Here is a 23625-nt window from a genome sequence, read left to right as displayed (position 1 = left end):
ACGACCGCTCGCCGACGGCCTTGCACGTACGCCACGGAGCAACAGAATGCACGCGATCGCGAACACCCACAGGCCGATGCCTGCCTTCAACGGCACCCCGTTCGCCGTGCCTGCCGCGGCCCTGCGCGAGCCGGCGCGCGCCGGCGCGCTGGCGGCCAAGCTGCAGCCACCGTCGCGCCAGTCCTTCGAGGTGCCGCGCACCGTGGTGTGCGACCAGATCTTCGACGCCGCCGCCGCCCGGCTGATCCTGTTGCGCGCCCCGGCGGGCTTCGGCAAGACCACGGCCATGCAGCAGGTCCGCCAGCGCTTCGCGGACAGCGGCGTGCCCACGGCCTGGCTGACGCTGGACAGCGCCGACAACGACGTCGGCCGCTTTCTGTCCGTGCTGGCGGCGGCGCTGGACCCGCTGGTGCCCGGGCTGACAGCCCTGCAGGGCGGCGGCTGGTCGGACCTGGATGGCAGGGCGCTGGACCTGATCGACCGCGTGGCCGCGCATCCCGCGCCGTTCACGCTCTTCCTGGATGATTTCGAGGCGCTGCAGAGCGCTGCGGTGCTGGGACTGGTCAACGCGCTGATCGCGCAGCTGCCGCGCGGCGTGCAGCTGGTCGTGGGTTCGCGCGGCGTGCCGGAGCTGGGGCTGGGCTGGCTGCGCGCACGCGGCCGCCTGCTCGAGATCGACCCGACCCAGCTGCGCCTGTCGGCCGACGAGACCGGGCAGATGCTGCGCGCGCTGCACGGCGACGTGCTATCGGCCGACGACATCGAGCGCCTGCACCGCAGCACCGAGGGCTGGGCCGCGGCGGTCTGGCTGGCCTCGGTGTCGCTGCAGCACCGCGAGAACCCCAGCGACTTCATCGCCGGCTTCTCGGGCTCCAACACGGCGGTGGTGGACTACCTGGTCGAGGACGTGCTGGCGCGCCAGCCCGAGGACGTGCGCCTGTTCCTGCTGCGCACCAGCATCCTCGGGCAGCTGGACGCGGCGATCTGCGACCACCTGTGCAGCCGCGACGACAGCCACACCGTGCTGCAGCGCCTGGAGCGCGCCCACCTGTTCCTGGTGCCGGTGCAGGGCAGCGGGGGCGCCTACCGTTACCACGGCATGTTCGCCGACTTCCTGCGCGGGCAGTTGCAGCGCTACCACCCGGACCAGGTGCCGGCCCTGCACCACGCGGCATGCGCCTGGTACCTCGGGGAAGGGCGCCCGGTGCCGGCCATCGGCCACGCATTGCAGACCGGTGCGCTGGACCAGGCCATCGCACTGCTGCAGGCGCACGCGCCGCAGCTGCTGGAGCAGGGGCGCGTGCGGCTGCTGCTGCGCTGGATGGACCCGCTGGTGGCCCAGGGCGCACTGGACGGCCAGCCGATGCTGCGCGCGATCCACGCATGGGCCGTGTGCTTCGGTCGTGGCGGCCGACATGCCTGGCCGCTGCTGGAATGGCTGGAGCGCGCCGAGACCTGCGACCCGCAGATCCAGGCCCACCGCTTGGTCATGCGGCCACTGCTGCTGGCGGTGATGGACCGGTTCGACGAAGCCGACCCGCTGGGCAACGCGGTGCTCGACCGGTTGCCGTCCAATGCCACCTTCGCGTTCGCACGCAGTGTGCTGGAGATCGCCATGGCGACCTTCTCGATGTACAGCGGGCGCTACCACCATGCCCTGCGCCTGGTCGATGCGGTGCGCAAACGGCAGGCGCCACAGGAGGGGCGCTTCAGCTTCATCCTGTCGGACGCCGTCGAAGGAGCCGTCGACCTGGGCCAGGGGCGCTTGCGCCAGGCGCTCGGCCGGCTGCGCCTGGCCGTGCGCAACGGCGCCGCCAGCGGCGCGCGCGCCACCAATGGCAACACCATGGCGGCGGCGCTGCTCGCCGAGTCGTTGTACGAAGCGGGACGTTGCGAGCAGGCCGAGCGCCTGCTCAGTGTCAATGTGCCCCTGATCCGCCGCGTGGGGGTGCCGGACCAGATCATCACGGCGCATGTGGTGCTGGCGCGTATCGTGCTCAGCCGTGGCGAGGGGGAGCGGGCCCTGCAGGTGCTGGCCGAACTCGAACACATCGGCTACCGCGAACAGCTGCCGCGCGCGGTGGCGAGTGCGCGCCTGGAGCGCGTGCGCATCCTGGCCGTGCAGGGCCGGATCGCGGCCGCGCGGGCCGAGCTGGCACGTTGCGGCGACAGCGCGCTATGGGAGCGTGTGTCGCGCATGGCGATGCGCGCCAACGACGTCGAGACACCCGACGTGGCGGCGGCGCGCTGTGCCATCGCGCAGGGCAACGGCGCCGAGGTCGTTGCCAGCCTGCGCACGGCGCTGGACCAGGCCGAGCGGGTGTACCGCGAGCGGCGCATGCTGACGCTGCGTTTGCTGCTGGCGCAGGCCCATCACCAGGACGGCCAGCACAAGAAGGCCATGCGCGTGCTGGCCAAGGCCGTGCGCTTCGCCGCGTCGGAAGGCTATGTGCGTGCCTTCCTGGACGAGGGCCCCGGGCTGATGGCGCTGCTGCACGAACTGCACCAGTCGCCCACGGTGCTGCTGGAGGAAACCATCGACGGTGGCGCGCAAGGCCCGGACGAGTTCATCGAAGCCCTGCTGCGCCAGAGCGGACGCCAGGTCGATCCGCTGGCGGTCCGAGCGGGCGCGCAGGCATCCAGCGGCGCGCAGCCGACAGCGGCCGAGGTGCTGACCGGCAAGGAGACCCAGGTGCTGCGGTTGGCGGCGCAGGGCTTGTCGAACGAGCAGATGGCGGAGCGCCTGTTCGTGGCGGAAACGACGGTGCGCACGCACCTGCGCAACATCAACGTCAAGCTGGACGTGCGCAACCGCATGGAGGCCGTGCAGGCAGCGCGGCGCCAACGCCTGATCGACTGAGGAGCGGCCGGCACGGCCGGCCCGCGCGGATCGTCGCATGCGACGATTTTCCAGCCATGGCACGCCGCCACACTGCGACCGGCTGCACGCACAGCGCAGTCTGGAGACAAGCAGGGCCGGCCGATGCAGATCCGCCGGGTCACCCATCGACCACGACCGACGAGAAAGCTGATCCATGCAACTGACGCAATCGCTGCACAAGGCACGGCGCGAGCATCCCGACCGTACGGCAACCATCTGCGGTGCGCGTCGCCAGACCTATGCAGAACTCTTCGCACGTGTACAGCGCCTGGCCGGGGCGCTGCGCAGGCTGGGGGTGCAACCGGGCGACCGCCTCGGCGTGCTGTGCGGCAACACGGACCGTTGCCTGGAAGCGTTCTACGCGGCCTGGTGGGCAGGGGCCATCCTGCATCCCATCAACCTGCGGCTGAGCCCCGAGGAGCTGGGCTTCGTGCTCGAGGACAGCGACACCCGCGTGCTGCTGGCCGACGACGCCGCCCTGCCGCTGATGGCGGCGGCGCGCGCGCGGATCCCGCAGCCGCTGACCGCGGTCTATCTGGGCGAGGAACGCGCGCCGGCCGGCTTCCTGGACGGCCACGCCTTGCCGCAGGCCGCGTCCGCGCTCCCCGACGCGCGCGCTGGCGGCGAGCAGCCCGCGGTGCTGTTCTACACCGGCGGCACCACCGGCCGTGCAAAAGGCGTGGTGCTGACGCATGCGGGCCTGTACGCGTCGACCCTGGCCTCGGTCTGCGTGGCCGGCCGCGCGCCGGGGGTGGTCTGCCTGCACGCGCTGCCGATGTTCCATGTCGGCGGCATGGCGGTGGTGCTGCAGGCGATGGCGTGCGCCGACACGCAGCTGATGCTGCCCGTCTTCCATCCCGATGCGTTCCTGGACCTGATCGCGCACGAGCGCGTGGTCGAAGCCGCGCTGGTGCCGACCATGCTGCGCCGCGTGCTCGACGCGCCGGCGTTCGGCGCGTCCGACCTCTCGTCCCTGCAGCGCCTGTTCTACGGGGCCTCGCCGATCGACGGCACCTTGCTCGCGCAAACGGTCGAACGCATGCCGGGCGTGGAGCTGACGCAGTTCTACGGCATGACCGAGACCTCCGGCATTGCGGTGGCGCTGCCGCACCGGTGCCACACGGCGCAGGGACGGGCGCAGGGCTTCCACCTGGCAGCGGGCCTGGCCACGCCGTGTTGCGAAGTCCGCATCGTCGATGCCGACGGCGACGAGCTGCCGACCGGCCGGATCGGCGAGATCGAACTGCGCGGCCCCGGCGTGATGCAGGGTTACTGGAGGCAGCCGGAACTGACCGCGCAGGCGCTGCACGACGGCTGGATGCGCACCGGCGATGCCGGCCGGCTGGACGCCCATGGCCTGCTGTACATCGTCGACCGGCTCAAGGACATGATCGTGACCGGAGGCGAGAACGTGTACTCGGTGGAGGTCGAGGCCGCCGTGCTGTCGCTGCCCGGCGTGGCCCAGTGTGCGGTGTTCGGCGTGCCCGACGCGCAATGGGGCGAACGGGTGCATGCCGTGCTGGTGCTGCAAGCGGGGGCGCAGGTCGACGAGGCGGCGGTGATCGCGCACTGCAGGCCGCGCATTGCAGGCTACAAGTGCCCGCGCAGCGTCGAATTCCGCAGCGAGATGCCGGTGTCCGGCGCCGGCAAGCTGCTCAAGTACAGGCTGCGCGCGCCCTATTGGGAAGGTCAGGCGCGCCGCGTTGGCTGAGCTGCCGTTGCCCTGGTCCTGGCGCCTGTGCGCTGCCGCTCTTTGTCCTTTGTGAAAGCATCCATGTCCCCCCGTGATCTCTTCGGCCCCGAGCATGCGCAGTTCCGCGCCACCGTGGCGCGCTTCCTGGAGCGCGAAGTGGCGCCCCATGTGGAGCGCTGGGAAGCGCGCGGCGGCTTCGAGCGCGAACTGTTCCACCGCGCCGGCGCCGCCGGCCTGCTGTGCCCCACGGTGCCGGAAACCCATGGCGGGCCGGGTGCCGACCGGCTGTACACCGCGGCGCTGCTGGAAGAGGCCGCGCGCTACAGCAACATCGGCCTGTCGTTCGCCATGCATTCGGACATCGTGAGCAACTACCTGATGCACTACGGCAGCGAGGCGCTCCAGCAGGCGTATCTGCCCCGCATGGTGGCGGGCGAGGTCGTGGGCGCCCTGGCGATGACCGAGCCCGGCGGCGGCTCGGACGTGAAGGCGGTGCGCACGACGGCGGTGCGCGACGGCGGGCATTACGTCGTGTCCGGGTCCAAGACCTTCATCTCCAACGCCACCGTGTGCGACATGGTGGTGGTCGTCGTCAAGACCGACCCGCGTGCCGGGGCCAAGGGCGTGAGCCTGCTGGTGGTCGATGCGGACTCTCCAGGTCTGACCAAGGGGGCGCCGCTGAAGAAGATCGGCCTGAAGTCCCAGGACACCGGCGAGCTGTTCTTCGACCAGGTGCGCGTGCCGGTCGCGAACCTGCTCGGCGAGGAGAACCAGGGCTTTGCCTACCTGATGCGCGAGCTGCCCTGGGAGCGGCTGCAGATCGCGGTGTCGGCGATTGCCGCGGCCGAGGCGGCCTACGGCTGGACGCTGGAATATGTACGCCAGCGCCAGGCCTTCGGCCAGGCCGTGGCGGACTTCCAGGCCACCCGCTTCACGCTCGCGGAACTCAAGACCGAGCTGCAGATCGGCCGTGTGTTCGTCGACCGTTGCCTGCAGCTGCTCATGCGCGGGGAACTCGACGCGCAGATGGCGTCGATGGCCAAGTACTGGACCACCGACCTGCAGGGCAAGGTGGTGGATGCCTGCGTGCAGCTGCACGGCGGCTACGGCTTCATGGCCGAGTACCCGATCGCGAAGGCCTATGTCGACGCCCGTGCACAGCGCATCTACGGCGGCACGAACGAGATCATGAAGGAACTCATCGCACGCGACCTGTGAGGGCCTGGCTCAGGCGTCCAGCCGCGCGGCCATCAGGCATTCCTGGCTGATGGTGGCGACCCGCCCGCCCTGTGCGTCGTACACCGCCGCCAGTGCCAGCCCGCGCCCGCCCACGGCGCGTGGGCTGTCGCAGGCCAGCAGCATCCATTCGCGCGGATCGTGGTGGCGGTGGAACCAGATGCTGTGGTTCAGGCTGGCGACGTAGATGGCGTCGCCGCTGCGCTGCAGGCCGGCAATGTGGGCAGACAGGCTCGGAAAGTTGATCCACCAGTCTGAGAGATACGCCAGGCCGACGGACTGGCCATGCAGATCGTCCGCGGGCAGGGACCTGGCGCGCATCCAGAACTCGAAGCGGTTGCAGCCGCCGGGTGCTGCCAGCTGCTCGGGCCGGGGCAGCCGGAACTCGATGCAGGACTTCTCCGCGAACGAGTAGCTGCCCAGGCCCTCCAGTGCGGCTGCGCTGGCAGGCGGCAGGTCGGTCACACGCACCGAAGCCTGCGGGCCTGGCAGGTCGGCCGGTGGCGCGTCGGCGTGCGCGAGCCGGTCTGCCGGCGCGGGCCGCGCGAACGTGGCGTGCGCGTCGAGGACGGCCTGGCCGTTCTGCAGCGCGCGGATGTGGCGCGACGAGAAGCGCTTGCCGTCCTGCAGGCTGGTGACCTGGTAGTCGACCGGGACGCCAGGCAGCACGCCCTTCAGGAACATGAACTGCAGCATGCTGGCAGGGCGGTCCGCCGGCACGGTGCGGCTGGCCGCCTGCAAGGCTATGGCGATGCTGTGCCCGCCATAGGAGCGGCCGTTGCGGTTGCTGTCGTTGGGAATGTTGCGGAATTGCCCCGGCGCCAGCGTTTCCAGTTCCAGCAAACGGTCCATCGGCAGGTCGGTCCATTCCACGGGAGGCAGCGGCTTCATGGTCGGGTCGGTGTTTGGGAGCATGCGATGTCCTGTAATATAACCCGACGCGTCGGGTTATTAATGGCCGCATGGCCACGGATGCGACGCGGCGTTCACAGCAGGAGCATCGGCATGGAGTCCTTGGTCGATTTCGAGGTGGTGGAGGGCGTGGCCACGTTGGCGCTGAACGATCCCGGGCGCATGAATCCGCTCGGCGAAGCCTTGGTCCGTGCGTGCCTGCAGGGCCTGCAACGCGTGCGCGACGACCCGGCCATCCGCGTGCTGGTGCTGGCGGGTCGGGGCCGCGCGTTCAGCGCGGGGGCAGACCTGCCGTCGCTGGCCGCCCCGCGTCCCGCCGGCCAAGCCAGCCGGGGCGAAGAGATCGCGGCGCTGCTGACCGATGGCGGCAACCGCCTGGTGCGCGAGTTGCGCGCGCTGCCGGTCCCGGTCCTCTGCGCGCTGCAGGGTGCGGCCGCCGGCGGGGGCGTCGGTCTGGCCCTGGCGGCCGACATCGTCGTGGCGGCACGGTCGAGCTACTTCTACCTGCCCTTCATCCCTGCGCTGGGGATCGTGCCGGACATGGGCAGCAGCTGGATGCTGCCGCGTGCCGCGGGGCGTGCGCGGGCCTTGGGGCTGTCGCTGCTGGGAACGCGCCTGTCCGCCGAACAGGCGCAGCAATGGGGGCTGGTGTGGGCCTGTGTCGACGATGACGCGCTGCCGGCCGAGGTGGCCCGGCTGGCTGCGCAGTTGGGCGAGCTGCCGCCCCATGCGGTGCAGGAGGCCCGGGCGCTGTTCGCAGCGTCTGAGCACAACACGCTGGCACAGCAGATGGACTACGAGCGCGACCGGCAGCGCGAACTGATCGACGGGCCGTCCTTCGAAGAGGGCCTGCAGGCGTTCCTGCACAAGCGCCGCCCGGTGTTCGCGCGGCGCGGCTGACGCCACCGCGCGGATTCGTCGGATGCGACGATATTCCGCGGGGGCGGGGCGGACAGACTGGGTTCCATGGAGACCAACCGCATGCGCACAGTGGCAGAAGACACCCCCTTGGGCGGGATCCACCTGCACCGCCAGGGTCCGGTGGCAGAAGTGGTCATCCACCTGCCGTCGCAGAAGAACAGCTTTCGCGCCGGGGATGTGGTGCGCCTGGGCCAGTTGCTGGACGAGGTGCAGGCCGGCGATGCGCGCTGCCTGCTGCTGCGCGGTGGCGCGGACGTGTTCTCGGCCGGCTGGGACTTGTCGTCCCTGGACATGGCGAGCGCCGATCCCATGGCGGTCATCGGCGAGGTCGTGAGCCCTTTTTGCAAGCGCCTGCGGGAGTTTCCCCTGCCCACGCTGTCGGCCGTGGCGGGGCCGGCCCTGGGCTTCGGCCTGGGGCTGGCGCTGGCCTGCGACCTGTGCATTGCGGACGAAGACGCCCTGCTGGGCAGCCCGTTCCGCAACATCGGCTTCGTGCCAGACACGGGGGCGCACCACTTCCTGCTGGAGCGGCTGGGCTACCACCACGCGGCCGAGCTGATCTACACGGGGCGGTTGCTGAGCGGCCAGGCCGCCGCCGAGGCCCGCCTGATCAACCGGGCCGTGCCGGCGGGCACGGTGGTCGCAGAAGCCCGCAAGCTGGCCGAGTCCATCGGCTCCGGTCCCACGCAGGCGTTCCGCCTGTCCAAGGACATCCTGCTGCGCGGTGGCAGCTTCGACGAGATGCTCGACCGCGAGGCCCGCCACCAAGCCAGCGTGTTTGCCACGGCCGACACGGCCGAGGGCCTGCAGGCGTTCCAGCAGCGGCGCAAACCGGTCTTCACCGGCCGCTGAGGCCGCGCGGCCACCCATGCCTTCTTCCTTTTTCTCAGCCCGATGACGACCCGGACCGACCATGACTGATGCCTACATTTTCGATGCCGTCCGCACACCGCGCGGCAAGGGGCGCCCCTCCGGCGGCTTGCACGAAGTGGCGCCCGTGCGCCTGGCCGCCGGCTTGCTGGCGGCGCTGCGCGAGCGCCACGCGCTGGACACCTCCAGGATCAACGACGTCGTGCTGGGCTGCGTGGAACCGGCCATGGAGCAGGGCGGCGACATCGCCAAGGCCGTGGTGTTCGCGGCCGGTTACGACCAGGCCGTGCCCGGCGTGCAGCTCAACCGCTTCTGCGGCTCCGGGCTCGAGGCCTGCAACTTCGCGGCCGCGCTGGTCAAGTCCGGGCAGGCCGAGCTGACCATCGGCGGCGGCGTGGACAGCATGTCGCGCGTGCCCATGTTCACCTCGGGCGGCGCCTGGATCACCGACCCGCAGATCACGATTCCGAACCGCTTCGTGCCACAGGGCATTTCGGCCGACCTGATCGCCACGCTGTACGGTTACAGCCGCACGGATGTGGACAGCTATGCCGTGGAAAGCCAGCGGCGCGCCGCGCAGGCCTGGCAGCACGGCTACTTCGCGCAGTCGGTCGTGCCGGTGCGCGACCTCAACGGCCTGGTGGTGCTGGAGCGCGACGAGCATCCGCGCGCGGACACCACGCTGGACTCGCTGGCAGCGCTGGAGCCGTCCTTCATCGCGCAGGGCGAGAAGATGGGCTTCGACGCGGTGGCGCTGATGCGCTACCCGCAACTGGCTGCCATCGCGCACGTGCACCACGCCGGCAATTCCTCGGGCATCGTGGACGGCGCCTCGGCCGTGCTGATCGGCAGCGCCGAGGGCGGCAAGGCCCAGGGCCTCAAACCGCGCGCCCGTGTGCTGTCCTTCGGCACGGTGGGCACCGAGCCGACCATCATGCTGACCGGTCCGGCGCCGGCGGCGGAGATGGCGCTCAAGCGCGCCGGCATGCGGGCCAGCGACGTGGACCTGTTCGAGTGCAACGAGGCCTTCGCGTCCGTGGTGCTGCGCTTCATGGACGCGCTGGGCGTGCCGCACGACAAGGTGAACGTCAACGGCGGAGCCATCGCCATGGGCCATCCGCTCGGCGCGACCGGCGGCATGCTGCTGGGCACCCTGCTCGACGAGCTGGAGCGCCGCGACAAGACCGTGGGCCTGGTCACGCTGTGCGTGGGCGGGGGCATGGGCTCCGTGATGCTGGTCGAGCGCGTCTGATCACCGAACCAATCCAAGGAAGCAAGAACATGGTGGACTATCAAGTCGATGGCGACGGCGTCGCGACGCTGGCCTGGAACGTCGCCGACCGGCCGATGAACGTGCTGAACGAGGCCTCCATCGGCGCGTTCGCGCAGGCCGTGGCCAGGACCATCGCCGATCCGGCGGTCAAGGGCGTGGTCGTGACCTCGGCGCGGCCCGAGTTCGTGGTCGGCGCCGACCTGGACCTGGTGCGCAGCGTGAAGACGGCGGAGCAATCGATGGCGATCACCGCGCCGATCAGCCGCGTGCTGCGCACGCTGGAGCGTTCGGGCAAGCCTTTCGTGGCCGCATTGAACGGCACGGCACTCGGCGGGGGCTACGAGATCGCGCTGGCCTGCCACCGCCGCATCGCCGCCGACGACGCCAGGATCCAGATCGGGCTGCCCGAGGTGACGCTGGGCCTGTTGCCGGCCGCGGGCGGCACGCAACGACTGCCGCGCATGATCGGCATCCGGGCCGCGTTGCCTTTCCTGCTGGAAGGCCGCAAGCTCGCGCCCCGGCAGGCGCTGGAAGCCGGGCTGGTCGACGAGGTGGTGCCGGCCGCGGAGCTGCTGGCGCGTGCCAGGGCCTGGGTGCTGGCCGACGGACCGGCCCACGCCGTCAAGCCCTGGGATGCCAAGGGCTTCCGGTTCCCAGGCGGTACGCCGCAGGCGCCGGGTCCGACGCAGCTCTTCTTCGGCGTGTCGGGCGGCCTCTTGGGCAAGACCCAGGGCCTGTACCCGGCGCCGGAGGCGATCCTGGCCTGCCTGTACGACGGCTGCCAGGTCGACCTGGACAACGGCCTGAAGATCGAGCAGCGCCAGTTCGCGCGGCTCGCGACCTCGGCGGCGACGCGCAACATGATCCGCACCCTGTTCTATTCCATGGGCGAGGCGAACCGCCTGGCAGACCGCCCGAAGGATGTGCCGGTGCGCAAATTCGCCAAGGTGGCGGTGCTGGGCGCGGGCATGATGGGTGCCGGCCTGGCCCATGTGAGCGCGCAGGCCGGCCTGCGGGTGGTGCTGCTGGACGTGCAGCAGGCCGCGGCCGAGAAGGGCAAGGCCTACTCGCAGAAGCTGCTGGACGCGCAGGTGGCCAAGGGCCGGCTGTCGGCCGGGAAGCGCGACCAGGCGCTGGCCCTCATCGCGCCGACCTCCGACTACGCGGCGCTGGCCGATTGCGACCTGGTCATCGAGGCGGTGTTCGAGGACCGCAAGGTCAAGGCCGAGGTGACGCGCCAGGCGGAGGCGGCGATGTCGCCGGGCGCGGTGTTTGCCACCAACACCTCGACGCTGCCGATCACCAGCCTGGCCGAGGTCTCGGTGCGGCCGGCGCAGTTCGTCGGCCTGCATTTTTTCTCGCCCGTGGAGAAGATGCCGCTGGTCGAGGTGATCCGTGGCCAGCAGACCAGCGAGGCCACGATCGCCCAGGCACTGGACTTCGTCAAGCGCATCCGCAAGACGCCCATCGTGGTCAACGACTGCCCCTCGTTCTATGCGAACCGTGCGTTCGCCATGTTCCCCTACGAGGCCATGACCATGCTGCGCGAGGGCGTGAACCCCATCCTGATCGAGAACGCGGCGCGCATGGCCGGCATGCCGATGCCCGCGCTCGCGCTGACCGACGAGATCTCGGTCGAGCTGCTGCACAAGGCGCTCCAGCAGGCCCGCGCCGACCAGGGCGCGGCCTACCGCGCGCAGCCGCAGGACCAGGTGCTGGACGACATGGTCGGCAAGTTCGAGCGCATCGGCCGCAAGGCAGGAAAAGGCTTCTACGACTACCCGGCAGACGGCCGCAAGACGTTGTGGCGCGGCCTGGCTGAGCACTACCCTGTGGCCGCGCAGCAGCCCGACGTGGAAGAGGTGCGCAAGCGCCTGATGTACGCACAGTCGCTGGAGGCCGCGCGCTGCGTGGCGGAAGGCATCGTCAGCGTGCGCGATGCCGACGTGGGATCGCTGCTGGGTTGGGGCTTCCCGGCAGCGCTGGGTGGCGCCATCGGCTACATCGATACCGTAGGGGCACCGGCCTTCGTGGCGGAATGCGACCGCCTGGCGACTCGCCATGGCGAGCGGTATGCGGTTCCGGATGCCTTGCGCGCGATGGCGGCGGGCGGCTCCCGCTACTACGCCGTCTGAGGTCGCCGATGGCAGGGCCACTGAAGGGTGTGACGGTGATCGAACTGGCTGGCATCGGGCCAGGCCCCTTCGCCGGCATGATGCTGGCCGACATGGGGGCCGACGTGATCCGTGTCGACCGCCCGCCCGCGGGCGACGGCGGGGCGTTGGGGGCGTTGATGCGCAACGACGGCGTGGTCGACCGCGGGCGCCGATCGATCGCACTGGACATGAAGGATCCGCGTGCCGTCGAGATCGTGCTGCGTCTGGTGGAACGCGCCGACGTGTTGATCGAAGGCTTCCGTCCCGGCGTGACCGAGAAGCTGGGCCTGGGGCCGGAGGCATGCCGGGCGCGCAACCCACGGCTGGTCTACGGTCGCATCACGGGCTGGGGCCAGACCGGTCCGCTAGCGCAGGCAGCCGGACACGATCTGAACTACATCGCCATCTCGGGTGCGCTGCATGCCATGGGCAAGCGGGACCAGCCGCCCACGCCGCCCCTGAACCTGGTGGGAGACTACGGCGGTGGCGGCATGCTGCTGGCGCTGGGCGTGGTGGCGGCGCTGTTCGAGGCGCAACGCTCAGGCCAGGGCCAGGTGGTCGATGCGGCCATGAGCGATGGCGCCGCGGTGCTCATGGCCGCGCTGTACGGCATGCAGGCCAAGGGATTCTGGAACGACGCGCGCGAAAGCAACTTCCTGGACGGCGCCGCGCCGTTCTACGGGTGCTATGCGTGTGCGGACGGCAGGTTCATCTCGATCGGACCGATTGAGCCGCAGTTCTACCGCGAGTTGCTGGCGCGTTGCGGGCTCGCGACCGAGGCGCTGCCGACGCAGTGGAACGCGCAGGAATGGCCCGCGCTCAGGGAGCGGCTGGAGGCCTTGTTCCGCACCCGCAGCCGCGATGCATGGTGTGCGCTGCTGGAAGGCAGCGATGCGTGCTTTGCACCCGTGCTGGAGATGCGCGAAGCGCCGAACCACCCGCACAACCTGGCCCGCAGGACGTTCGTCGAAGCCCCGGGAGGCATGCAGCCCGCGCCGGCGCCTCGCTTCCAGCGCACGCCGAGCGTGTTGCCGGGTGCCGCGCCGGGGGCAGGGCAGCACAGCGTCGACATCCTGCGGGAGTTCGGCTATGCGATGCCGGACATCGAGAGCCTGGTCCAGGCTCAGGTCGTCGGAGCCGGCGCAAACTGACATCGCACAAAGCACGGCCCTACGCGGAGAAGGAGACGCCGATCGAACCCAGCGGCCCGTCGTCCGCATGGATGGTGTCACCGGCACGAAGGCCAGCTCCACCTCCAGGCGCGGCAGGTGGAACTGCGCGGCCGAGATCCGGGCGCCGTCCGCATACACCATGCTGTCGAGCAGCACGCCGTCGTCCGGCTCGTTCATCTTCGAGGCCATCTGCATCGCGCGCGAGGTCAGGCCGATCTTGTGGCCGACGATGCGCGCGCCGGATCTGACCTTGGCCTCGGCCCAAAGCTGCTGCACGGCGTAGGCATCCTCGATCTCCATGGCGGGCCAGGTGCGGATGACCTGCTGGATGGGCTTGCGGTCGACTTCGGCCTGGAGCAGCGCCTGGGCGGCATCGTGGCGTTCTACGGCATTGATCATGGATGGTGGTTCTCTCACGTGGGATCGGTGGAACGTTCGAGCACGGCGAGCGTGGGCCGGTCGCCGCTGGCCTTGCCGGTGATCGGGGGCTTGGGCAGCCTGGCCTCGCCTGGCTCGATGACGAAATGGTGGTCCAGCGTGTACCAGGGCCCCTCGACGTCCGGCGCCGGCGGTGTCTCGCCCGAATGCAGCACGTACTGGCCGACCAGCGCGCGCGTCACGCCGAATTGCACATCGGTCTCCAGGTGGGGGTCGTCGCTGGAGTAAACCTGCGCGAACTGCGTCTTGAAGCCGGGCTTGAACACCATAAAGTGGATGTGCGCGGGCCGCATGTTGTGCCGCCCCTGCGCACGCAAAAGCGCCCCGACCGGACCGCTGAGCGGGATGGGGTAGCCCACGGGCTTGATGGTGCGGAACCCAATGCGCCCGGTGGCATCCGTCCTGAACTTGCCGCGCAGGTTCATGTCGGCCTGGCCCGGGTCCTGGTTCTCGTAGAACCCTTCGGACGAGGCGTGCCAGACATCGACCTCGGCGTCGGCGACGGGCCGGCCCTGCGGGTCGCGCACCCATGCGTTGACGAACACGGGCGCGCCGGGTGTCGGCGAACGCACGATGGATCCACCGTTCTCGGTCGGCGGGGAATCCATGCGCCAGAACGGGCCCATCAGGTTGGCCGTGGTGTCGGTCTGGCCGTGGTCGCCGTTGTTGAGCAGGCAGACGAGCGCGGAGATGCCCAGCGAGCCGGCGATCAGCACCACCTCGTTGTGCGAGGCCGTGGTCAGCTGTCCGAGCTTGGCGATGAGCGCGCAAGCCTGGTGGAACTCGGCCTCGGACAGGCGTGCGTCGCGCACGAAGCCGTGCAGATGGTTGACCGCCGCGGTCATGATCTGCTTGAAGCGCGGATCGCTCGCACGCTGCAGTTCGGCCAGCACGGCCGCGGTTACATCGCTCTGCTTTTCGATGATCATGGGGTTCTCCTAGTCGAGTCGGACGCCGGATGTCTTGACGAGTTCGGCATCGGCGGCTTGCCGGCGTTGGGCAACACCTGCCCGCCGATGCCACCGAGCACCTTGACGCCTGACAGCACCATCTGCAGCTGCGCCAGGTCCACCACGGGTGTGAAGTCGGCCATGCTGTCGCTGAGCTTGCGAAACAGGTGCGGGTTGAGCGTGAACACGCCATCGTCGCACAGCAGCAGGGGCCTCCGCTGTCGCGCCAGATGCGGCAGATGGAAGACGAACTCGGCGTCGAGCTCTTCGTGCGCACCGCGCGAGGCATCCAACTGACCGAGGCTGCGCAGTCGCTGCTGCACGATGTACCGAACATCCTGGAACTTGCGCGGCTTGCACGCGAACGTGCACTGCGCGCGGGCAAGGGGATGCTCGGCGACCTGCACGTCGGCATCTTCGGCTCTGGTGTGCTCAACGTCATCCCGAAGCTCATCGGCGCGTTCCACGCGCAACGGCCAGAGGTGCGCATCCGGCTGCGCAACCTGACCAAAGGCGAGCAGATCCAGGCCTTGCGCGAGCACCGCATCACGGTGGGCTTTCACCGCCTGCCGCCAGTCGAGCCCGATCTGGCCGTTCTGCTGGTGTTGCGCGAGCCGATGTATGTCGGCATGCACGAAAGCCATGCGCTCGCCAGACAGGCCGAGGTCTCGATCCGCGACCTGGAACGCCAGCCGATGGTGCTGTACCCGAACACGCCGCTGGCGGGCCTGGCGCAGGAAGTGATGGGGGCGTTCCGGCGCGAGAAGGTGCAGATTGCCGTGGAGCAGGAGGTCGAGGATGTCACGACCTGCGTGGGACTGGTCTGCGCCCGGCTCGGCCTGTGCATCACGACGGAATCGGGCACGATGCTGCGCTTGCCGGGCGCGGTCTTCCGTCCACTGCGATCGCGCTTCCTGAAGGACATCGAACTCAGCTGCGTCCACCGCAAGGCGGACCACTCTCCGGTCCTGGCCGCCTTCATGGAGGTCGTGCGAGGCTACGCTGGCGATGCCGATCGGTCTTGATGCAAACCTGGGTGAGGGCCAGCGCCAAGCGTCGAATGGCGGGCGGCGCCCCGCCACCAGGCGAACGCTTGTGCAGTCTGCTCGACCTTCCAAGTCCCGGGATGCTCGCGGCTCAAGACTTGTCCGGCATCGCCTTGCGTCACTGTGCCTGCTTCGGCAAGTTCAGGGCTCGCAGAAGGGGCACCCAGCGGTCGAACTCTGTCTTGACGAATTGGGACAGTTCCTCCGGTGTTCCACCGCGCGGCGCGTGCCTTCAGCGCGGGCCCGCGATGGCCTTGGTGAGTTCCAGCATGCGGTCGTCTGCGTCGAGGCTGCAATCGAGCCTGCTCGGAGGCACATCGCGCTCGAGCACGTCGAACATGCTGTCGACAAAGTCCATCAGGCGATCTGATGCTGCCATCGCGGCCTCCACCTGGCCGCTGGCCACGGCCTCGATGACCGCGATGTGTCCGTCCACGGTTCCCTGCAGCTGCACATCGTCCGGCTTGTGCATGTGGTAGATCCAGCCGATGCGGCGAAAGATCGTGTGCAACGGCCGCAGCGTGCCTTCCACGAATGGCTCTTGCGCGGCCGCCAGGAACTGCTGGTCGATCAGGCGGTCGACGACATTGAACTGCTCCACGGTCATGCGCGCGCCATGCTCGACGAGCTGGCGCTTGATGTGCTGCATGCGGTTGCGCTCGGATGCGCCGGAGCGCTCCGTGGCGAGCCGGATCACGAAGCGCTCCATCTCGCGGCGCAGGCGCAGCAGCAGCCGTTCGCGCGTCAGGTCGATCGGCGCGATGCGGAAACCATGGCGCGGCGTGATCTGCACGAGCGTGTCGGCAGCCAGGCGGCTCAGCGCCTGGTGCACTGGCGTCCGCCCATAGCCAACCATGGCCTGCAGCTCGTGCATGGCCAGAAAGCGGCCAGGCGCGAGCGTGCACGAAACCAGCAGCTCCTCGATGCGGTCATAGGCCTGGCCCGCCAGGTTGGATGCGCTCTTGCCCGTGCGTGCAGGCGCGTCTTCGTCGACGGACACCAGTTTCGGACGTGCAGTGGATCGGTTCGCCATGGCTTCCTCGGTGGAGCCGTCAAGCATAGCGGACTCTGCGTCGATATATCTCGGAAGGATCGCCATCCACCACTGAGGACGGGTTGCCGGTGAACCGGTTCAGGCACAGGGTAAGTACTTAAGAATATTGTGAAATATCACAGTATTCTTTGTTCGGACGCACGGCATCGCCTCCGTGTCTGCAACCCAAGGCTTCCATGGCAACCCTGATTTCCGATGTGAAGGTCATCCTGACGGCGCCCGAGGGCATCAACCTCGTCGTCGTCAAGGTCGAGACCAACCAGCCAGGCCTGTACGGCCTGGGATGCGCCACCTTCGCCTACCGGCACCTGGTCGTGCAGTGCCTGGTCGAGCAGTACCTCAAGCCACTGTTGGTCGGGCGCGATGTGCACGCCATCGAAGAGCTGTGGCAGCTCATGCACCAGAACGCCTACTGGCGCAACGGCCCGGTCGAGAACAACGCGATCTCGGGCATCGACATGGCGCTGTGGGACATCAAGGGAAAGATGGCGGGCATGCCGGTCTACCAGCTGTTCGGCGGCAAGGTCCGCGAAGGCGTGCCGATCTACCGCCATGCCGACGGACGCGACCTGGCCGAGCTGTGCGAGAGCATCCAGCGCTACCAGGAACAGGGCATCACGCACATTCGTTGCCAGAGCGGCGGCTATGGCGGTGGCGGCTTCGGCCCGGCACCGGCCACGGCACCGGCCGGCGCTCCGCCCGGCGTCTACCTGGACAGCCGCAGCTACATGCGCGGCACGCTCAAGCTGTTCGACGGCATCCGCAGCAAGGTCGGCTTCGACGTCGCCCTGTGCCACGACGTGCACGAGCGCCTGAGCCCGGTCGACGCGATCCGCTTCGCCTGCGACATGGAGCGCTTCGACCTGTTCTTCCTGGAGGATGCGATCCCGCTTGAAGAGGGCAGGTGGTTGCGCCAGCTGCGCGACAAGACGCGGATCCCGCTGGCGCAGGGCGAGCTGTTCAACAACCCCTACGAGTGGAAGACGCTGATCGCCGAACAGCTGATCGACTTCATCCGCGTGCACCTGAGCCAGATCGGCGGCATCACGCCCGGCCGCAAGCTGCAGCTCTTCGCCGAGCAGTTCGGCGTGCGGACGGCCTGGCACGGCCCCGGCGACATGTCGCCGATCGCGCACGCGGCGAACATCCACATCGACCTGGCGGCACGCAACTTCGGCGTGCAGGAATGGTCGGGCATCGAGCCGCCCAACTTCGTGATCCAGAACCTCAAGGGCCCGCGCGGCGCGCTGCTGGACGTGTTCCCGGGCCTGCCGGAGTTCCGCGCTGGCTACGTCTACGCCAACGACAAGCCCGGCCTGGGCGTCGACCTCGATGAGGTCCAGGCTGCGAAGTACCCGTGCGAGAACACCGTCACCACCTGGACCCAGACCCGCCTGGTGGATGGCACGCTGCAAACCCCCTGAAAGAAGCTGCTCCATGTCCCATCCACTCTTCAGTCTCGCCGGCAGGACTGCGTTGGTCACCGGCTCATCGCGAGGCCTGGGCTTTGCCATCGCCGAAGGCCTGGCCGATGCCGGCGCGGGCGTGGTGCTCAACGGGGTCGATGCCGCCCGCCTCGATGCCTCTGCGGCCGCCCTGCGCGCCAAGGGCCACGCGGTGCAGGCGCTTGCGTTCGACGTCTGCGATGAGGCCGCCGTGGTCGCCGCGTTCGCCCAGCTCGACGCAGCTGGCATCGAGGTCGACATCCTGGTCAACAACGCCGGCGTGCAGTTCCGCAAACCGATGGTGGAGCTCGCCACCGAGGACTGGCGACGCGTGATTGAGACCAACCTCACGAGCGCTTTCGTGGTCGGGCGCGAAGCCGCCAGGCGCATGATCCCGCGCGGCCGCGGCAAGGTCATCAACATCGGCTCGCTGACCAGCGAACTGGCGCGCGCCACCGTGGCCCCCTACACGGTGGCCAAGGGCGGCATCAAGATGCTGACCCGCGCCATGACGGCCGAATGGGCGGCGCACAACATCCAGGCCAACGCCATCGGCCCGGGCTACATGCTGACCGACATGAACCAGGCGCTGATCGACAACCCGACCTTCGACGCCTGGGTCAAGGGCCGCACGCCGGCAGGGCGCTGGGGCCGGCCGGACGAGTTGATCGGCACGGCGGTCTACCTCGCATCCGCTGCGTCCAACTACGTGAGCGGCCAGATCATCTATGTCGATGGCGGCATGGTGTCCGTGCTTTGACCGACGACTTTCAGGAGACTTCGATGAACAAACGACACACTGTCTGCACGCTGGCAGCGGCCTTCGCCGCCGGCCTGCTTGCCCCCCTGGCCGTGCAGGCTGCCGACTACCCGGTCCGACCGATCGAGATCGTGGTGCCGTCCTCCGCGGGCGGCGGTACCGACGTCATGGCGCGGCTCTTCGCCGAGGCCGCGAAGAAGCTCGTGCCGCAGCCCATCGTGGTCAGCAACAAGCCTGGTGCGGGCGGTGGCATCGGCATGACCGAGGTCGCGCGTGCCGCGCCGGACGGCTACAAGATCGGCGTGATCATCTCCGAGCTGGCCATCATTCCGCACCTGAACATGACGAAGACGACCACGGCCGACTTCATCCCGATCGCGCGGCTGAACGGCGACCCCGGCCTGATCGCCGTGCGTACCGACTCGCCGCACAAGACGATCGACGACCTGCTGGCCGCGGCGCGCAAGGACCCCGGCGCCGTGTCCATGGGCAATGCCGGCACCGGCACGATCTGGCATCTGGCGGCCGCCGCCGTCGAGCAGAAGACCCACGTGCGCTTCAACCATGTTCCGTTCCAGGGCGCGGCGCCCAGCGTGCTGGCGCTGGTTGGTGGGCATGTGGATGCCATCGCGGTCAGCCCGGCGGAGATCGGCTCGCATGTGGCGGCAGGCAACGTGCGCGTGCTGGTGTCGATGGGCGAACGCCGCTCTCCTGCGCCGTACGACCAGGTCGCCACCTTCAAGGAGAAGGGCGTCGACCTGGTGTTCGGCACTTGGCGCGGCCTCGGTGCGCCACTGAAGACGCCGCCCGAGGTGGTGAGGTACCTGCGCGATGCCAGCCGCAAGATCGGCGAGGATCCGGCGTTCAAGGAGGCGCTGCAGCGCGCCAACCTGCAACCGGCCTACCTGGACGGCGAGGCTTTTCTGGGCTTCATGAACAGCCAGTCGGACTACTTCAAGGGCCTGCTCGCCAGCGTGGATCTGAAGAAGTAGTCCTGGATCATCGACCAGCGGATCGAGATCTTCAACAGCACCCTTGCCGGCTTCGGTCTGGAAGGTCGAACGATCTGGCGCCACGAGCACAATGCGTTCATGCGCACAAACTGATGGAAGACTTGCCCATGGCCAGCACCCTCGGCCCCCTTCATCACATCCGCGCTGGCGTGCTCCAGATCGCATTGCACCAAAGCGGCCCGACCAATGGCCCCCCGGTGTTGTTGATGCATGGCTTTCCGTACGACGTGCAGGCCTACGCCGAGGTCGCGCCGATCCTTGCCGGGAAAGGTTGCCGCGTCATCGTTCCGTACCTGCGCGGCTTTGGGCCCACGCGATTCGTAGACGCTCAAACGCCGCGTTCAGGCGAACAGGCGGCCCTGGGCGCGGATTTGCTGGCGCTGCTGGACGCCCTTGCAATCAAGCGTGCCGTCCTCGCAGGCTACGACTGGGGCGGCACGGCGGCGTGCGTGGCTGCGGTGTTGTGGCCTGAGCGTTGCGCGGGGTTGCTGTCGATGAACGGCTACAAGATCCAGGACCTCACGATCGCGCAGCAACCGGCCACGCCGGAGATGGAGCACCGCTGGTGGTACCAGTACTATTTCCATGGCGAACGGGGTCGGACCGGACTGGCCCAGAATCGACATGCACTCTGCAAGCTGTTGTGGCGGCTGTGGTCGCCAACCTGGGCGTTCGATGACGCGACCTACGCGCGCAGCGCGGCCGCGTTCGACAACCCTGATTTTGTCGAGGTGGTGATCCACTCGTACCGCCATCGTTTCGCGCTCGTCGATGGCGACCCAGCGTATGCGCGACTGCAGTCGCGGCTGGCGCAACGTCCGCCCGTGACAGTGGCTTCGATCACGCTCGATGGCGCAGAAGATGGTGTGATGGGCCAGCCGAACAGCGCCAACCATGGCCCACATTTCACGGGCCCACACGATCACAGGGTGATCGCTGGGGTGGGCCACAACCTGCCGCAAGAAGATCCGGCGGCCTTCGCCGACGCAGTGCTCTCGCTGGTGCGCAGTGCAAGCTTCTGAGTCGACGCGCGTGTCGGCTTCGCGGCGGTGGAGGGCTGTCCCCCGGAGGCTGAAGTTGTCGAAAACTTCATTCTGGGTACACCTTGGGGGACACGCAAACATGGGATCTGGTGAAGCGGCTTGGAGCCGCTTGAACCGTCATTTATCTTGTAAGTCCCTGATTTAAAAGGACTTTGGAGCGTGGTGAATCGCTTTGAACTGAAGCGATGGTGCCCGGGGCCGGAACGCAAACCAAGCATCCATGCGGGTTACGAGGCGCTGTTCGCCTTTTGTGCGGGCTTGCCGGAGAAAAATTTCCTCACAGCATGCTCGGGCCACCGAGGTTTCCGCGGGCCGGTGCCTGGAGCCGGTGGCGGAAAACCTGGCGATTTCACCACTACATCCCGCACGTGGTAGCGGCTGAGCTTGGTCATCTCGGTGATGTCGTCAATGGTCAGCAGGTTCATCACTTCCTCCATTAAAAAAGCCCGCACGGGGCGGGCTCGGGTGTGTTGGTTGGTCTGGGCTATTTCGGCCCGGCGAGGGAGATGATGGGAATCTCCAGAGCGCGGTCCCGATCTGCGATGTAGGCCGGCGACCCGATGTCCGAAATCAGGTCATCGCGCATGGCCCAGTCTCTGGCGACGATCCGCCAGCCGGCTTCGAAGCCGCGCTCCAGCGCCTCCCGCACCCGCTCATCTGCCACGGCCTGGGCTTGCTCGGCGGTGTACAGGGGCTTCTCGTAGCCGGGCTCTGCCTGGCGCTTGAGCGCGATATGGCATTCGCTGCCATGGGCGGACATCCATGCGAAGCCGCTGTGAAAGCCGAACGCCTCAGGCAGGGGCGGCATGCTGGGGGTCTGGTCAGGCATGGGCCCTCCGCTCGAACAGTTGCTGCTCCTTCTTGATCCACTCCTGTTTCGTCGGCAGCTGCGCCAGCTTCGTCGTGCGGGCGCACGACTGGCATAAAGCAACATCCGAGCGGTGCCAGAACGGGGTTGGGCTTCGGCACATGCAGCAGCGCTCCCGAGGCTCCCCCGGTGATGATTCGTCATGTTCGACCTTCAGCATCACGCCCCTTCCTTTCCATGGGGCCAGACCGTCCGGTACTCGGGCCAGTTCTCCTTGATCGCGTCTTCGGCGACTTCGATGGTGATCGTCTTTTTGGTCATGGCTTGGGGCCCGCCTGCTCTGGGGGTAGAAATTCAGCCTGGCCGCCGTTGAGGGCGACGATCAGACGCATGGCCGCCACAAGCGGACCGGTGTCGTGGTAACCCATGCCGCGCCGGCCATCCGCGCCGCGCAGCTTCCAACTGGTGGCGGCCCAGGTTCCACGCTGGCCCCAGCCGGCCTTCGGGCCGCCGTTGCGGTGCACGCTGGACTCGGGGCCGGACAGGTGGATCTGGAAGCGCTCGATGAGCGGGCCGCCGTGGCTCCAGTCGGAGCTGTAGGCGGCACCGGGCTCCACGCCCAGCGCCTTGGCCACTGCTGCGTCCAGCTCAACACCTTGGAGTTCGCAGAGGGTCATGCCGCGCCTCCATGGGCCTTGGAGCTGCGGGCCGCGTCGATGGCAGCTCGAAACTCTGCTTCATCCGCCGTGTCGGACAGCTCGCCTACGCAATAGCGCAGCGCATCGCCGGGCAAGTGCCGCAGAAGCCAGTCCAGCCGAGCCGCGTCCGGTGCCACCACCTGTGCCTGCACATTGGAATCCACCGGATCGTGGTCCAGGCGCTCGACCTCGTAGAACTCATCCTCGGTTACGGCGTCGGCTGCCGCCAGCAGGTCAGCCCAGGTGCAGCCATCGTCCTGATGGAACACGCGCCGCATCTCGGCTGTCATGTGCATCGGCACCAGCACCTTGCCCGGAGGCGGCACCGGCTCGGCCGCAGGCGCCGCTGCAGCGCCGAGCAAAGCCTCGATGCGCGCCACGCCGTCTTCGATTCCTTCGCCGGGGACCAGCTGAGCCGCCACCCAGACCTCGTGTGCGTCGGGGGCCGCTGGCGCAGATGCGAGTGCTGTTCGGGCGTCATCGACCAGCTTGAGGCCACTATCCAAGCGAGCGGCGAACAGGCCGCGGTCGAATGCGGCGACGATTGCGGACAGGGCGTCACGGGGTTGCATGGGAATCTCCTGGGGTGGCGGCCGATCAGCCATTGCGGGCGCCCTTCTCGATGAGAGCGAGGTCGGCGTCGGTCGGCGGGACGACGGACACCGGGCCGTACCAGCTGCTGCCGTGCTTAAACAGCTGGACGGGCTGGATCGGTCAGTCCGAGCCCATCACGTAGCCCCTGGAACCGACGCGCCGCGCCGTGGCTTCGGTCTCGCAGTAGTGGGTGACGTACTGCCGGCCGCGGCCTTCGGTCAGGTCGGTGTTTGTGTAGACGGCGTACACGGTGCGCTCATCCATTGCTTTGCTCCTTCACGAATCGGCCGCCAGCGATGGCTGCGGTGTGCTCTGCCTGGCACTCCAGGGAGTGCTCTTGGTCGGTGCGGGTGATGCCGCAGGCCATGCCCTTGCAGGGCGCGTGTGTCGCGACCGACCCGTAGCCCTCGGGGGTAGAAGCCTGCCGCCTGGCATCCGCCAACCCGGCGCGATAGGCCTCCCAGCCATCGCAGACGGACCCGTACACGTAGTCTCCAAAGCTGTCGCGGTCGATGACCCAATTCTGGCTAGAGGCCCAGGCTTCAAAGCCAGGTCGGGCGGCCTCGGCCGCGCCTTGTTCTGTTTGGTTGGTCATGGTGCCAATGTTATTTAACTGCATCACAAAAAATTCCTTGCAATCTCAGTTTTCTGCATTACAATAA

25 protein-coding genes are annotated in these 23625 nt (G+C 68.5%); 14 read left to right on the top strand and 11 right to left on the bottom strand.

Going from position 1 to position 23625, the window contains the following annotated elements; translation table 11 throughout:
* The first annotated feature begins 76 nt into the window (after window positions 1–76).
* From ASF44_RS09430 to ASF44_RS09420, 3 genes are all read left to right on the top strand, one after another.
* On the top strand, window positions 77–2860 hold the full coding sequence (locus ASF44_RS09430) for a LuxR C-terminal-related transcriptional regulator (RefSeq protein ID WP_056898971.1): 2784 nt from the start codon (window positions 77–79) through the stop codon (window positions 2858–2860).
* A 175-nt stretch (window positions 2861–3035) separates the two neighbouring features.
* Window positions 3036–4592, top strand: a complete 1557-nt coding sequence (locus ASF44_RS09425; protein WP_056898970.1) for a class I adenylate-forming enzyme family protein — start codon at window positions 3036–3038, stop codon at window positions 4590–4592.
* Between the two features lie 63 nt (window positions 4593–4655).
* Window positions 4656–5792: an acyl-CoA dehydrogenase family protein gene (locus tag ASF44_RS09420; protein WP_056898969.1), complete on the top strand. Its 1137-nt coding sequence runs from the start codon at window positions 4656–4658 to the stop codon at window positions 5790–5792.
* Between the two features lie 9 nt (window positions 5793–5801).
* On the opposite strand, the gene ASF44_RS09415 is transcribed toward ASF44_RS09420, so the two are convergent.
* On the bottom strand, window positions 5802–6725 hold the full coding sequence (locus tag ASF44_RS09415) for an acyl-CoA thioesterase II (RefSeq protein WP_082524634.1): 924 nt from the start codon (window positions 6723–6725) through the stop codon (window positions 5802–5804).
* 90 nt (window positions 6726–6815) lie between these two features.
* On the opposite strand from ASF44_RS09415, the gene ASF44_RS09410 reads away from it, so the two are divergent.
* The 6 genes from ASF44_RS09410 to ASF44_RS32525 all read left to right on the top strand — a co-directional run bounded on the left by ASF44_RS09410 (window position 6816) and on the right by ASF44_RS32525 (window position 13397).
* On the top strand, window positions 6816–7622 hold the full coding sequence (locus ASF44_RS09410) for an enoyl-CoA hydratase-related protein (RefSeq protein WP_056898967.1): 807 nt from the start codon (window positions 6816–6818) through the stop codon (window positions 7620–7622).
* A gap of 81 nt (window positions 7623–7703) precedes the next feature.
* Entirely contained in the window at window positions 7704–8495 is a 792-nt protein-coding gene (locus ASF44_RS09405) for an enoyl-CoA hydratase/isomerase family protein (RefSeq protein WP_082524658.1), read from the top strand.
* 61 nt (window positions 8496–8556) lie between these two features.
* Window positions 8557–9765: an acetyl-CoA C-acetyltransferase gene (locus ASF44_RS09400; protein WP_056898966.1), complete on the top strand. Its 1209-nt coding sequence runs from the start codon at window positions 8557–8559 to the stop codon at window positions 9763–9765.
* A gap of 29 nt (window positions 9766–9794) precedes the next feature.
* Window positions 9795–11921, top strand: coding sequence for a 3-hydroxyacyl-CoA dehydrogenase NAD-binding domain-containing protein (locus ASF44_RS09395; RefSeq protein WP_056898965.1), 2127 nt, complete (start codon window positions 9795–9797; stop codon window positions 11919–11921).
* Window positions 11922–11929: 8 nt separating this feature from the next.
* A complete protein-coding gene (locus ASF44_RS09390; protein ID WP_056898964.1) occupies window positions 11930–13093 on the top strand; it encodes a CaiB/BaiF CoA-transferase family protein in 1164 nt (387 codons plus the stop codon).
* Between the two features lie 67 nt (window positions 13094–13160).
* Window positions 13161–13397 carry a hypothetical protein gene (locus ASF44_RS32525; protein WP_056898963.1) on the top strand — a complete coding sequence of 79 codons (237 nt, stop codon included), beginning with the start codon at window positions 13161–13163 and terminating at the stop codon, window positions 13395–13397.
* A 130-nt stretch (window positions 13398–13527) separates the two neighbouring features.
* On the opposite strand, the gene ASF44_RS09380 is transcribed toward ASF44_RS32525, so the two are convergent.
* Window positions 13528–14481 carry a dioxygenase gene (locus ASF44_RS09380; RefSeq protein ID WP_056898962.1) on the bottom strand — a complete coding sequence of 318 codons (954 nt, stop codon included), beginning with the start codon at window positions 14479–14481 and terminating at the stop codon, window positions 13528–13530.
* Window positions 14478–14690: a hypothetical protein gene (locus tag ASF44_RS31635; RefSeq protein WP_156374428.1), complete on the bottom strand. Its 213-nt coding sequence runs from the start codon at window positions 14688–14690 to the stop codon at window positions 14478–14480. Before ASF44_RS31635 ends, ASF44_RS09380 begins: the two co-directional genes overlap by 4 nt.
* On the opposite strand from ASF44_RS31635, the gene ASF44_RS09375 reads away from it, so the two are divergent.
* On the top strand, window positions 14670–15527 hold the full coding sequence (locus ASF44_RS09375) for a LysR substrate-binding domain-containing protein (protein ID WP_235579177.1): 858 nt from the start codon (window positions 14670–14672) through the stop codon (window positions 15525–15527). The two genes, ASF44_RS31635 and ASF44_RS09375, sit on opposite strands and share 21 nt — an antisense overlap.
* Before the next feature lie 253 nt (window positions 15528–15780).
* Here ASF44_RS09375 and ASF44_RS09370 read toward each other — a convergent pair whose 3' ends face one another.
* A complete protein-coding gene (locus ASF44_RS09370) occupies window positions 15781–16581 on the bottom strand; it encodes a GntR family transcriptional regulator (RefSeq protein WP_056899108.1) in 801 nt (266 codons plus the stop codon).
* 197 nt (window positions 16582–16778) lie between these two features.
* Here ASF44_RS09370 and ASF44_RS09365 point away from each other — a divergent pair, with 197 nt between their 5' ends.
* From ASF44_RS09365 to ASF44_RS09350, 4 genes are all read left to right on the top strand, one after another.
* Window positions 16779–18026 carry an enolase C-terminal domain-like protein gene (locus tag ASF44_RS09365; protein ID WP_056898960.1) on the top strand — a complete coding sequence of 416 codons (1248 nt, stop codon included), beginning with the start codon at window positions 16779–16781 and terminating at the stop codon, window positions 18024–18026.
* 13 nt (window positions 18027–18039) lie between these two features.
* Window positions 18040–18807 (top strand): SDR family oxidoreductase, encoded by a 768-nt coding sequence (locus ASF44_RS09360; protein WP_056898959.1) that lies wholly within the window; start codon window positions 18040–18042, stop codon window positions 18805–18807.
* A 23-nt stretch (window positions 18808–18830) separates the two neighbouring features.
* The gene (locus ASF44_RS09355; protein ID WP_056898958.1) at window positions 18831–19799 is read left to right on the top strand and encodes a tripartite tricarboxylate transporter substrate binding protein; all 969 of its coding nucleotides are present in this window, start codon (window positions 18831–18833) and stop codon (window positions 19797–19799) included.
* A 128-nt stretch (window positions 19800–19927) separates the two neighbouring features.
* A complete protein-coding gene (locus ASF44_RS09350; protein WP_056899107.1) occupies window positions 19928–20842 on the top strand; it encodes an alpha/beta fold hydrolase in 915 nt (304 codons plus the stop codon).
* Window positions 20843–21090: 248 nt separating this feature from the next.
* Here the strand turns inward: ASF44_RS09350 and ASF44_RS31630 are convergent, their stop codons facing one another.
* The 7 genes from ASF44_RS31630 to ASF44_RS09330 all read right to left on the bottom strand — a co-directional run bounded on the left by ASF44_RS31630 (window position 21091) and on the right by ASF44_RS09330 (window position 23582).
* Window positions 21091–21288: an AlpA family transcriptional regulator gene (locus ASF44_RS31630; protein WP_156374427.1), complete on the bottom strand. Its 198-nt coding sequence runs from the start codon at window positions 21286–21288 to the stop codon at window positions 21091–21093.
* Window positions 21289–21347: 59 nt separating this feature from the next.
* The gene (locus ASF44_RS09345) at window positions 21348–21692 is read right to left on the bottom strand and encodes a hypothetical protein (RefSeq protein WP_056898957.1); all 345 of its coding nucleotides are present in this window, start codon (window positions 21690–21692) and stop codon (window positions 21348–21350) included.
* The gene (locus ASF44_RS31625; protein WP_156374426.1) at window positions 21685–21891 is read right to left on the bottom strand and encodes a hypothetical protein; all 207 of its coding nucleotides are present in this window, start codon (window positions 21889–21891) and stop codon (window positions 21685–21687) included. The genes ASF44_RS09345 and ASF44_RS31625 overlap by 8 nt, the downstream gene beginning before the upstream one ends.
* A 97-nt stretch (window positions 21892–21988) precedes the next feature.
* Window positions 21989–22348, bottom strand: coding sequence for a phage protein NinX family protein (locus ASF44_RS09340; protein WP_082524632.1), 360 nt, complete (start codon window positions 22346–22348; stop codon window positions 21989–21991).
* Window positions 22345–22941 (bottom strand): hypothetical protein, encoded by a 597-nt coding sequence (locus ASF44_RS09335; RefSeq protein ID WP_156374425.1) that lies wholly within the window; start codon window positions 22939–22941, stop codon window positions 22345–22347. The genes ASF44_RS09340 and ASF44_RS09335 overlap by 4 nt, the downstream gene beginning before the upstream one ends.
* A 142-nt stretch (window positions 22942–23083) precedes the next feature.
* Window positions 23084–23227, bottom strand: coding sequence for a hypothetical protein (locus ASF44_RS31620; protein WP_156374424.1), 144 nt, complete (start codon window positions 23225–23227; stop codon window positions 23084–23086).
* Window positions 23220–23582 carry a hypothetical protein gene (locus tag ASF44_RS09330; RefSeq protein WP_056898954.1) on the bottom strand — a complete coding sequence of 121 codons (363 nt, stop codon included), beginning with the start codon at window positions 23580–23582 and terminating at the stop codon, window positions 23220–23222. The genes ASF44_RS31620 and ASF44_RS09330 overlap by 8 nt, the downstream gene beginning before the upstream one ends.
* Window positions 23583–23625: the final 43 nt, after the last annotated feature.

Origin of the sequence: Pseudorhodoferax sp. Leaf274, assembly GCF_001422445.1 — a bacterium.
GTDB lineage: Bacteria > Pseudomonadota > Gammaproteobacteria > Burkholderiales > Burkholderiaceae_C > Pseudorhodoferax.
The sequence above is the reverse complement of the archived record's forward strand: the minus strand, read 5'-3'. Positions and strand labels throughout refer to the sequence as shown.